This window comes from Streptomyces sp. Isolate_45 (genome assembly GCF_024721315.2).
Taxonomy (GTDB): Bacteria; Actinomycetota; Actinomycetes; order Streptomycetales; family Streptomycetaceae; genus Streptomyces.
Genome location: NZ_JANFAK020000228.1, coordinates 1 through 10,692, shown reverse-complemented (window position 1 = coordinate 10,692; position 10,692 = coordinate 1). Strand labels below are relative to the sequence as shown.

General features: G+C 70.4%; 8 protein-coding genes. 3 read left to right on the top strand and 5 right to left on the bottom strand.

Annotated features, from left to right (window positions below):
- Window positions 1-141: 141 nt before the first annotated feature.
- Complete coding sequence (gene pepN, locus NOD94_RS37830) at window positions 142-2,697, bottom strand: aminopeptidase N (RefSeq protein WP_281210778.1); 2,556 nt, start codon at window positions 2,695-2,697, stop codon at window positions 142-144.
- A gap of 127 nt (window positions 2,698-2,824) precedes the next feature.
- On the opposite strand from pepN, the gene NOD94_RS37825 reads away from it, so the two are divergent.
- Window positions 2,825-3,472, top strand: a complete 648-nt coding sequence (locus NOD94_RS37825; protein ID WP_281210777.1) for a DsbA family protein — start codon at window positions 2,825-2,827, stop codon at window positions 3,470-3,472.
- 122 nt (window positions 3,473-3,594) lie between these two features.
- On the opposite strand, the gene NOD94_RS37820 is transcribed toward NOD94_RS37825, so the two are convergent.
- The 3 genes from NOD94_RS37820 to NOD94_RS37810 form a co-directional block, all read right to left on the bottom strand.
- Window positions 3,595-4,251 carry a superoxide dismutase gene (locus NOD94_RS37820; protein WP_281210776.1) on the bottom strand — a complete coding sequence of 219 codons (657 nt, stop codon included), beginning with the start codon at window positions 4,249-4,251 and terminating at the stop codon, window positions 3,595-3,597.
- Window positions 4,252-4,460: 209 nt separating this feature from the next.
- Complete coding sequence (locus tag NOD94_RS37815) at window positions 4,461-5,873, bottom strand: amino acid permease (protein ID WP_281210775.1); 1,413 nt, start codon at window positions 5,871-5,873, stop codon at window positions 4,461-4,463.
- Between the two features lie 223 nt (window positions 5,874-6,096).
- Window positions 6,097-7,497 carry an amino acid permease gene (locus NOD94_RS37810; RefSeq protein ID WP_281210774.1) on the bottom strand — a complete coding sequence of 467 codons (1,401 nt, stop codon included), beginning with the start codon at window positions 7,495-7,497 and terminating at the stop codon, window positions 6,097-6,099.
- Window positions 7,498-7,782: 285 nt separating this feature from the next.
- Between NOD94_RS37810 and NOD94_RS37805 the strand changes: the two genes are divergently transcribed.
- The gene (locus NOD94_RS37805; RefSeq protein WP_281210773.1) at window positions 7,783-8,367 is read left to right on the top strand and encodes a biotin transporter BioY; all 585 of its coding nucleotides are present in this window, start codon (window positions 7,783-7,785) and stop codon (window positions 8,365-8,367) included.
- 100 nt (window positions 8,368-8,467) lie between these two features.
- Here NOD94_RS37805 and NOD94_RS37800 read toward each other — a convergent pair whose 3' ends face one another.
- Window positions 8,468-9,904: an amino acid permease gene (locus NOD94_RS37800; RefSeq protein WP_281210772.1), complete on the bottom strand. Its 1,437-nt coding sequence runs from the start codon at window positions 9,902-9,904 to the stop codon at window positions 8,468-8,470.
- Window positions 9,905-10,124: 220 nt separating this feature from the next.
- On the opposite strand from NOD94_RS37800, the gene NOD94_RS37795 reads away from it, so the two are divergent.
- Window positions 10,125-10,613 carry a ribose-5-phosphate isomerase gene (locus NOD94_RS37795; protein WP_281210771.1) on the top strand — a complete coding sequence of 163 codons (489 nt, stop codon included), beginning with the start codon at window positions 10,125-10,127 and terminating at the stop codon, window positions 10,611-10,613.
- The last annotated feature ends 79 nt before the right edge of the window (window positions 10,614-10,692 follow it).

Sequence of the window (10,692 nt, the reverse complement as noted above, 5' to 3'; positions counted from 1 at the left end):
GGGGGGTGGGTTGGGGGGGGGGGGGGCGGGGGTGTGTGTTTTGTGGGGGGGGGGGGGGGGGCGGGGGGGGGGCCCCCCCCCCCCCCCCCCCCCCCGCTCGCCGCGCGGCTCGCGCCGGCCCTCTCCGGGCCGGCCGCTCCGTCAGCCCGCCGCCGCGTCGCAGGCCTGGGCCCGCAGGGCCCGGGCCAGGTCGTCCAGGGATTCCAACACCAGCCGCCGCAGGGCCGGCGCCGCGTCCGGGTGGGACGTGAGCCAGGCGTCGGTCGCCGCGACCGTGGCCGGCGCGTCCTGGAGCGAGGGGTACAGGCCCCGCACCACGTGGATCCCGATCTGGATCGAACGGTCCGCCCAGACCCGCTCGATCACCTCGAAGTAGCGGTCCGCGTAGGCCGCCAGCAGGTCCCGCTGGGAGGACTGCTGCATCCCCGAGATCGTCGCCTCCACCAGCGCGTTCGACAGGGCGTCCGATTCGACGGTCGCCGCCCACGCCTGGTCCTTGACCGCCGCCGACGGTCGCGCCGCCAGGCAGCGCACCTGGTGCTGCTTGCCCGACGCCGTGTCGTCGCGGACCAGTTCGGCGGCCAGGACGGCCTCGTCCACCGAGCCGTGCGCCGTCAGCGGCAGCAGGAAGTCCCAGCGCAGCTCCTGGTCCACCTCCAGGCCGTCGATCCGCGCGCTCCCGTCCAGCAGGCCGAGCAGCAGTTGGTGGTCGCCCTCGGTGGCGGCGCTCGCCGCGAAGAACCGCGCCCAGGTCAGCTGGTGCTCCGAGCCCGGTTCGGCCAGCCGCAGCTCGCGCAGCGCGCCGGCCGCCAGCTCCCGGCCGCGCTGCTCGCGCAGCTCGGGCGCCGTGTAGCGGTTGACCGAGGTCAGCGCCTGGACGTGCAGCATCTGGAGGACGCCCACGTCGGTCTCCCGGCCCGCGTGCGCGAGCAGGAGCGCGAGGAAGTCCCGGGCCGGCATCAGCCCGTCGCGGGTCAGGTTCCACAGCGCCGACCAGCACAGGGCCCGGGCGAGCGGATCCGTCAGGCCGCCCAGGTGGGACCGGAGCGTCGCCAGGGAGACCTCGTCGAAGCGGATCTTGCAGTAGGTGAGGTCCTCGTCGTTCACCAGGACCAGGTCGGGCCGCTCGGACCCGGCCAGCTCGGCGACGACCGTACGGGTGCCCGCGACGTCCGCCTCGGCCCGCGCGTAGCGGACCAGGGCGCCGTCGGTCTCCAGCCGGTACAGACCCACCGCGACCCGATGGGGGCGCGGCTCGTCGCCGTCCTGGAGCACCGCCAGCTCGGTGACGCGGCCGCCCGCGTCGCAGGTCACCACCGGGGTCAGCGCGTTCACACCGGCCGTCTGGAGCCAGGCGCGCGACCACTCGGCCATGTCCCGGCCGGAGACCTCGCCGAGCACCGACAGCAGGTCGTCCAGCGTGGTGTTCCCGTAGGCGTGGGCCTTGAAGTAGCGCCGCGCGCCCTCCAGGAACGCCTCCCGACCCACGTACGCGACGAGCTGCTTGAGCACGGCCGCGCCCTTGGCGTAGGTGATCCCGTCGAAGTTCAGCTTGGCGTCCTCCAGGTCACGGATGTCGGCCGTGATCGGGTGCGTGGACGGCAGCTGGTCGGCCCGGTAGGCCCAGGCCTTGCGGCTGTTGGCGAAGGTGACCCACGCCTGGTCGAAGCGGGTGGCCTCGACGAGCCCGAAGGAGCCCATGAAGTCCGCGAAGGACTCCTTCAGCCACAGGTCGTCCCACCACTTCATGGTGACCAGGTCGCCGAACCACATGTGCGCCATCTCGTGCAGGATGACGTTCGCGCGCCGCTCGTAGGAGGCCTGCGTGACCTTCCCGCGGAAGATGTACTCCTCGCGGAACGTCACCATCCCCGGGTTCTCCATCGCGCCCAGGTTGTACTCCGGCACGAACGCCTGGTCGTACTTCCCGAACGGGTACGGGTAGTCGAAGATCTCGTGGAAGAGGTCGAAGCCCTGCTTGGTGACGAGGAAGACGTCGTCCGCGTCGAAGTGCTCGGCCAGCCCCTTGCGGCACATCGCGCCCAGCGGGATCGTCAGGTCCCCGCGCGTGTAGGTGTCCGTGACGTAGTGGTACGGGCCGGCCACCACGCAGGTGATGTACGTGGAGATCGGCGCGGTCTCGGCGAAGCGCCGGGTCAGGCCCTCACGGGACTCCTCGACGCCGTTGCTCCACACCTGCCAGCCCTCGGGCGCGGTCACCTCGAAGCGGTACGGGGCCTTCAGGTCGGGCTGCTCGAAGTTCGCGTATACCCGGCGGGCGTCCGCCGGCTCGTATTGGGTGTAGAGGTAGACCTCGCCGTCCTGCGGGTCCACGAACCGGTGCATGCCCTCGCCCGTGCGGCTGTAGGCGCAGTTCGCGTCGACCACGAGGACGTTCTCTGCGGCCAGCCCGTCGAGGGCGATCCGCGTCCCGTCGAAGACCGAGCCCGGGTCCAGCCGCCGCCCGTTGAGGGTGACCGAGTTCACCGAGGGGGCGATCAGGTCCGCGAACGAGGAGGCGCCGGGGGTCGCGGCCCGGAAGCGGACGGTCGTCACCGAACGGAACGTCCGGGGGCCGTCGGCCGGTTCGGCCTCGTCCACCGCGGACATCAGGTCGAGGACCACCTCGTACCCGTCGACGGACAACAGCTCGGCCCGTACGTGGGCCTCGTCGCGGGACAGATTCTCTCCGGGCACGTGCACTCCTTCGTGCGTGATCGTGTTCTTCGGTTCGAATCCTCCCACGGGGAATGCGGGTGCTCCCGGTCTGGTTGGCGCAGGGGATGGTGCTGGGCAATGGCTTGTTTTTGACACGAGGAGAGACATGGCCGACACGCAGGTGAGCGAGAAGACCCCGGTCGACTTCTGGTTCGACCCGCTCTGCCCCTGGGCCTGGATGACGTCCCGCTGGATGCTGGAGGTCGAGAAGGTCCGTGACGTCGAGGTCCGCTGGCACGTGATGAGCCTGGGCGTCCTGAACGAGGACAAGCTCCACGAGCTGCCCGAGAACTACCGCAAGCTGCTCGGCCCCGAGGCCTGGATACCGGTCCGGGTGGTGACGGCCGCGCAGCAGAAGCACGGCAAGGAGATCACGGGCAAGCTCTACACCGCGCTCGGCACCCGCATCCACAACGAGGGCCGCGGCAACACCGCCGAGGTCGTCGCCGAGGCGCTGGCCGAGGTCGGCCTGCCGGCCGAGCTCGCCGACTTCGGGACCTCCGACGAGTACGACGCCGAGCTGCGCGCGTCCCACAACGACGGGATCAACCGGGTCGGCCAGGAGGTCGGCACCCCGGTGATCTCGGTGCCCGGCGCCGACGGCGCGGACGTGGCCTTCTTCGGCCCGGTCGTCACCCCGACCCCGCGCGGCGACGACGCGGCCCGCCTGTGGGACGGCACCCTGCTCGTCGCCTCCACCCCGGGCTTCTTCGAGATCAAGCGGACCCGCGACAAGGGCCCGAGCTTCGAGTAGTCCGCCCGGAGCAGTGCGCAGAAGGCCCCCGCGAGTCATGTCCTCGCGGGGGCCTTCCGGTGGAAACGTCCGCCGTGAAGGTTGAGAAGACGATCACGAGGCGGACGGCTGGGGCGTGCCGATCAGCCCTTGGCGGGGATCAGCAGCGGGGTGTTCGCCTTGGCGTCGGCGTAGCGCTTGGCCACGTCCTGCCAGTTGACGACGTTCCACATGGCCTCGATGAAGTCGACCTTCTGGTTCTTGTACTGCAGGTAGAAGGCGTGCTCCCAGGCGTCGAAGACGAGGACCGGGGTGCTGGCGATGCCCACGTTGCCCTGGTGGTCGTAGACCTGCTCGACGACCAGACGGCCGCTGACGGGCTCGTACGCGAGCACGCCCCAGCCGGAGCCCTGGGTCGCGGAGGCCGCGAACGTCAGCTGCTTCTTGAACTTCGCGAAGGAGCCGAAGGACTCGGTGATCGCGTCGGTCAGGTCGCCGAGACCGTCGGCCGCGGTCGGCTCGCCGCCGCCCTCACCGGTCTTCGGGCTGGCCATGTTGTGCCAGTAGATGCTGTGGAGGATGTGGCCGGAGAGGTGGAACGCGAGGTTCTTCTCCAGGCCGTTGAGGGCGCCCCAATTCTCCTTGTCGCGCGCCTCTTCCAGCTGCTCCAGGGTGTTGTTGGCACCCGTCACGTAGGCAGCGTGGTGCTTGTCGTGGTGCAGCTCGATGATCTGCGGGTTGATCACGGGTTCGAGCGCCGCGTAGTCGTAAGGAAGCTCAGGAAGCGTGTAGATGGCCATGCGTGTATCCGGTCCCCTCAGCGTGCCAATCGCTAATTGCAATTAATGCGCAACTGCACGCTAGCAGTATCTATTCCACCTCACGAGTAAGGGTCACCTCTCTTGTCGGCACCTCCGCAACGCCGGAGGCCGGGCCCATGCGATCGCATGAACCCGGCCTCCGACGTGCCGATCTGTTGGGGTGTTACGCGGTTTTCGCGCGCCCCCGGTCAGGCCCCCGCGCGGGCCGCCGCCCGGCGCTGCATCACGTAGCCGCTGACGGCGAGGGCCACCGTCAGCCCGCCGGTGAAGATCACCTGCACCCGGGTGTCCTCGTCCCACGCCATCAGGACCAGCACCCCGGCGACCCCGGCCAACGCCACCCAGGTCAGGTACGGGAAGCCCCACATCCGCACGACCAGCGTCTCGGGGGCGTCGCGCTCGGTACGGCGGCGCAGTACGAACTGCGAGACGGCGATGAAGCCCCAGACCACGAGGATGACCCCGCCGACCATGTTCAGCAGCCAGGCGAAGAGGGTGTCCGGGTACCAGTACGACAGCAGGACGGTGACGAAGCCGAAGCCGGAGGAGGCCAGCACCGCCCGGCGCGGGACCCGGCCGGTGACCTTGCCGAGCGCCTTGGGGCCCTGGCCCCGGGAGACCAGGGAGTAGGCCATCCGCGAGGAGCCGTAGATGTTGGCGTTCATCGCGGACAGCAGGGCGATCAGGATGACCACGTTCATGATCTGGCCGGCCGCCGGGATGCCCAGGTGGTCCAGGGTCGCCGCGTACGGCCCGGTCTCCGTGACGGCCGGGTCGTTCCACGGCAGCAGGGTCACGATCACCAGCATCGAGCCGACGTAGACGATCGCGATCCGCCACATGGTGGTCCGCACGGCCTTGGCGACCCCCTTCACCGGGTCGTCGGACTCGGCGGCGGCGATGGTGACCGTCTCCAGGCCGCCGTACGCGACGACCGAGGCGAGCAGGCCGACCAGCAGGCCGTCGACGCCGTTGGGCAGGAAGCCGCCGTCGTGCAGGAGGTTCGCCGAGCCGGGGGAGGCGGTGCCGGGCAGCAGGCCGAGGACGGCCAGCACGCCCAGGCCGAGGAAGAGCGCGATGGCGCCGATCTTGAGGGCGGCGAACCAGAACTCGAACTCGCCGAAGTTGGAGACCGCGGCCAGGTTGCTGCCGCAGAACAGCGCCATGAACACCAACACCCACATCCACGAGGGCGTCCCGGGGAACCACCCCGTCATGATGTGCGCCGCGCCGATCGCCTCGATGGCCACGCCCACGCACAGCAGCGTCCAGAACATCCAGCCCGCGGTGAAACCGGCCCAGGGCCCGATGGCGCGGTCGGCGTGCACCGAGAAGGAGCCGGAGGCGGGGTTGGCGGCGGACATCTCGCCGAGCATCCGCATCACGAACATCACGAGCAGCCCGGACGCGGCGTACGCGAGGACGATCGAGGGTCCCGCGGCCGCGATGCCCGCGCCGGAGCCGACGAAGAGGCCGGCGCCGATGACCCCGCCGAGGGCGATCATCGAAAGGTGCCGCTGCTTCAGGCCGTTGCCGAGGGGGGACCCGGTGTCGTCCTGCTGGGGCTCTGGGGGTGCGAGGGTGCCGCTGTGGCTGCTCATGGGGGTGCGCCTGTCCGGTGTGCGGGAGGTCGAACGATGCCCCCCAGTGTGCCGAGCGTCCGCTCACCGGACGTTCGGTGTCCGGTATCCGGACAACTGGTTCACGGATCGTGATCGCGACCCCACGCTCGCCCCCGCCGCGCGGAGCCCGCCGCCGCACCCCCGAACGCGCGAGGACCCCCGCGCCGAAGGGGCGCGGGGGTCCTGACGGGGCGGAAGGGGATCAGGCGCCGGCCCGCCGCGCCCGGACCTCCCGCAGCCACGCCACCAGCAGCACCGCCGCCGCCGCGCCCGAGGACCACAGCAGCTGCGGCCGCGCCGAGTCGTCGAACAGCATCAGGACCAGCACCGCCGCCATCCCGACCAGCGCCGCCCAGGTCAGGTACGGGAACAGCCACATCCGCAGCGTCAGCCGCTCCGGCATCTCCCGTTCCAGCATGCCGCGCAGCTTCAACTGCGAGACCGCGATCAGCGCCCACACGAACAGCAGCACCGCGCCGACCGCGTTGAGCATGTAGAGGAACACGGTGTCCGGCCACAGCAGGTTCAGCACCACGGACACGAAGCCGAAGGCCACCGACGCGAACACGGCCCGGCGCGGCACGCCGCCGCCGGACACCTTCAGCAGCGACCGCGGGGCCTCGCCGCGCTCGGCGAGGGAGAACACCATGCGCGAGGAGCCGTACAGGTTCGCGTTGAGCGCCGACAGCAGCGCCACGAACACCACGATGTTCATGATCTGACCGGCCGCCGGAATGCCGATCGAATCGAGCACGGCCACGTACGGGCTCTGCCCGGGCTCCAGCGAATCCCAGGGCAGCAGGGTCACGATGACCAGCATCGAGCCGACGTAGAAGAAGAGGATGCGCCACACGGCGCTGCGCACGGCGCGGGCCACCGACCGGGCGGGGTCGTCGGACTCGGCGGCCGCGATGGTGACGACCTCCAGACCGCCGAAGGCGAAGACGACCGCGAGCATGCCGGCGACGACGCCGCCCATTCCGGCGGGGAAGAAGCCGCCGTGGCCGGTCAGGTTGGCCATGCCCACCGGGTCGGTGTCCGGCAGCAGCCCGAAGATCGCGAGCGTGCCGAGGATCAGGAACAGCACGATCGCGCCGACCTTGAGGGCTGCGAACCAGAACTCGAACTCACCGAAGTTCCGCACGGCCGCCAGGTTGCAGATCGTGAACACCACCATGAAGACCAGCACCCACACCCACTGGTCGACCGAGGGCAGCCAGCCGTTCGCGATCTTCGCGGCGCCGGTCGCCTCCACGGCGAGCACCACGACCAGCAGGAACCAGTACAGCCAGCCCGCCGAGAAGCCGGCCCAGCGCCCGAGGGCCTTCTGCGCGTAGACGGAGAAGGAGCCGGAGGCGGGCATCGCGGCGGACATCTCGCCGAGCATCCGCATGACCAGCATCGCGAGCACGCCCGCGAGGAGGTACGACAGGATGATCGCCGGGCCGGCGATGCCGATGCCGGCGCCGGAGCCGACGAACAGCCCGGCGCCGATCACGCCGCCGAGGCCAAGCATGGTCAGGTGGCGCTGCTTGAGGCTGTGGCTCAGGGGTTCCTGGAGACCGTCCTCGGTGAGGGGCGGGTCGGGCAGGCGGTCGCGCATGAGGATGCTCGCACTCTCGGTCGGCCAAGCGGCGCTGGGGGCTGCACAGGGAGGATTGGCGGGAACCTACAGTCTGGCTGGAGGACACCCGTCGGAGCAAAAAGGGCGTGGCGTCGAATGTCGGCCGTGATGCGGATCACTTCAACTCGGGTGTAGGTCGGGACCTTTGTCCACTCCCCACGAAACCGGGCAGTACGGCTTTGTGTCGGACGACGGTGGGGCGGCGGCGGGCCGCGGACTAACGTCACGGTGTCCCCACCGATCACCACCTCGCGGAGCCCCACGATGAGCACTGCTTCCGTTTCCTTCCGGCCCGGCGCCGTCCTCGCCGACCTGCTGCCCGCGAGCCGCGTCCGCGACATCGCGCTGGTCGTCGGCGGAGCCGCGCTCACCGGCGTCGCCGCCCAGATCGCCGTCAAGGTCGACGGGCTGGCCGCGCCGATCACCGGCCAGACCTTCGCCGCCCTGCTGGTGGGCACCGCCCTCGGCGCGGGCCGCGGCTTCCTCTCCCTCGCGCTGTACACGCTGGTCGGCATGGCCGGGGTCCCGTGGTTCGCCAACGGCGCCTCCGGCGCGGGCGGCGCCACCTTCGGCTACGTGCTCGGCATGCTGCTGGCCGCCACCCTCGTGGGCGCGCTCGCGCGGCGCGGCGCCGACCGCTCGGTGCTCCGTACGGCCGGGGCGATGGTCCTCGGCTCGGCGGTGGTCTACGCGGTGGGCGTGCCGTACCTGATGGGCGTCACCGGGATGTCGCTCGGCACGGCCGTCGCGACGGGCATGGTCCCGTTCCTGATCGGCGACGCCCTCAAGGCCGCGCTGGCCATGGGCGTCCTGCCGACGGCCTGGAAGCTGCTGGGCCGCCGGGGCTGAACCCCGCGCCGCACCCGCACGACAGCCCCGGACCGCGAGCGCGGTCCGGGGCTGTTTCGCGAGCAGGCGTGCGGTCCGTGTCCGGTCCGCCCGGGCAGTACTACGCGGCCGCGACGGCCTTGCGGCGGACGGCGTCGCGGATCGCGCCGATCGCGACGACCACGCCCGCCACGGCCAGCGACAGCAGCACGACCTGCCGGTTGGCGTCGTCGAAGACCATGTAGACCAGGACGAAGGTGATCATCGCGGCGGTCGCCCACGTCAGGTAGGGGAAGAGCCACATCTTGACGGTGACCTTCTCCGGCGCCTCGCGCATCAGGATCCCGCGCATCCGCAGCTGGGTGAAGCAGATCACCAGCCAGACGAACAGCGCGATGGCGCCCGAGGAGTTCAGCAGGAAGTTGAAGACGGTGTCCTTGAAGGCGTAGTTGAAGTAGACGGCGGCGAAGCCGAAGACCACGGAGCCCAGGATGGCGGCCACGGGCACGCCCCGCTTGTTGACCTTGGCGAACGCCTTGGGCGCGTCGCCGCGCTCACCGAGCGAGAACGCCATGCGCGAAGCGGTGTAGAGGCCCGAGTTCAGGCAGGACAGCACGGCCGTCAGGACGATCACGTTCATGATCTGGCCGGCGTGCGCGATGCCGATCGAGTCCAGGGCGGCGACGTACGAGCCCTTGTCGACGATCGACTTGTCGTTCCACGGCAGCAGGGTGAGGACGACGAAGATCGAACCCAGGTAGAAGATGCCGATGCGCCAGATCACCGAGTTGGTGGCCTTGGTGACCGCGCGGCGCGGGTCCTCGGACTCGCCGGCCGCCAGGGTGACGATCTCGCTGCCCATGAAGGAGAAGACGACCATCAGCACACCGGTGAGGATGGCGCCCAAGCCGTTGGGCGCGAACCCGCCGGTGTCGGTCAGGTGCGCGAAGCCCGCGCCGGGGTTGTCCGAACCGGGCAGGACGCCGAAGACGGCCAGCATGCCGATGACCACGAACGCGCCGATGGCGACGACCTTGATCCCGGCGAACCAGAACTCGAACTCGCCGTACGAGGCGACCGAGCCGAGGTTCGTGATCGTCAGCACGACCATCACGATCAGTGCCCAGGCCCACTGCGGGACGGCCGGGACCCAGCCTTCGAGGATGACGGCGCCGGCGGTGGCCTCGACGGCCAGCACGACGACCCAGAAGAACCAGTACAGCCAGCCGATGGAGAAGCCGGCCCAGCGGCCGAGCGCGCGGTCGGCGTAGGCGGAGAAGGAGCCCGAGTTCGGGCTCGCCGCGGCCATCTCGCCGAGCATCCGCATCACGAAGACGACCATCGCGCCGACGAGGAAGTACGACACGAGGATGGCGGGGCCGGCCTTGGCGATGCCGCCGCCGGAGCCTACGAACAGGCCGGCGCCGATGACGCCGCCGATGGCGATCATGGAAAGGTGGCGGTTCTTGAGACCGGCCTTAAGTCCGTCGGAGGGCTGGCCGTCACCGGGGTTGCCGGAGGGGTCGCCTGCCTTCTGAAGGGTCGTCGTGGAGCTCATGGACGGATCCTTAGGTTCTCGGGTTTCGAGCCCCGGCATTCAAACCCGACACGCCGCCGGGACGGAAGACCCTATTCCGTATCGTTGCCTGGGGCACGAAGTCCCGGACCTTCGTCCCGCCGCGCCCCATCTGCGTTGTTGTGGATTATTTGAGCTTCCGGAGTGACCTACGCGACACCCCTCCACCGGCCTTCGACCGTCCGCATGCCACACTCGACCCATGCGCGTGTACCTCGGATCCGACCATGCCGGTTTTGAGCTCAAGAACACCCTGGTGGACTGGCTCAAGAACAACGGCCACGAGCCCGTCGACTGCGGGCCCCACATCTACGACGAAGTCGACGACTACCCGCCGTTCTGCCTGCGCGCCGCGGAGAAGACCGCCGCGGACGCCGACAGCCTCGGCATCGTCATCGGCGGCTCCGGCAACGGCGAGCAGATCGCCGCGAACAAGGTGAAGGGCATCCGCGCCATCCTGGCCTGGAGCGTCCAGACCGCCGAGCTGGGCCGCGAGCACAACAACGCCAACGTCATCTCCGTCGGCGGCCGCATGCACACCCAGGACGAGGTGATCAGCTTCATCGACGCCTTCCTGAAGACCCCGTACTCCGAGGCCGAGCGCCACACCCGCCGCATCGACATGCTCACCGCCTACGAGCAGACCGGCGAGCTCCCCCCGATCCCGGCCCACCACCCGCAGGACCAGTAGGACCCGCCCGGGGGGGGGGGGGGGGGGGGGGGGGGGGGGGGGGGGGGGGGGGGGGGGGGGGGGGGGGGGGGGGGGGGGG

Coding starts and splice junctions, on each gene's coding strand:
- NOD94_RS37810 (WP_281210774.1), bottom strand. CDS start 7,497: ATGCGCGACCGCCTGCCCGACCCGCCCCTCACCGAGGACGGTCTCCAG.
- NOD94_RS37815 (WP_281210775.1), bottom strand. CDS start 5,873: ATGAGCAGCCACAGCGGCACCCTCGCACCCCCAGAGCCCCAGCAGGAC.
- NOD94_RS37800 (WP_281210772.1), bottom strand. CDS start 9,904: ATGAGCTCCACGACGACCCTTCAGAAGGCAGGCGACCCCTCCGGCAAC.
- NOD94_RS37805 (WP_281210773.1), top strand. CDS start 7,783: ATGAGCACTGCTTCCGTTTCCTTCCGGCCCGGCGCCGTCCTCGCCGAC.
- NOD94_RS37820 (WP_281210776.1), bottom strand. CDS start 4,251: ATGGCCATCTACACGCTTCCTGAGCTTCCTTACGACTACGCGGCGCTC.
- NOD94_RS37825 (WP_281210777.1), top strand. CDS start 2,825: ATGGCCGACACGCAGGTGAGCGAGAAGACCCCGGTCGACTTCTGGTTC.
- NOD94_RS37795 (WP_281210771.1), top strand. CDS start 10,125: ATGCGCGTGTACCTCGGATCCGACCATGCCGGTTTTGAGCTCAAGAAC.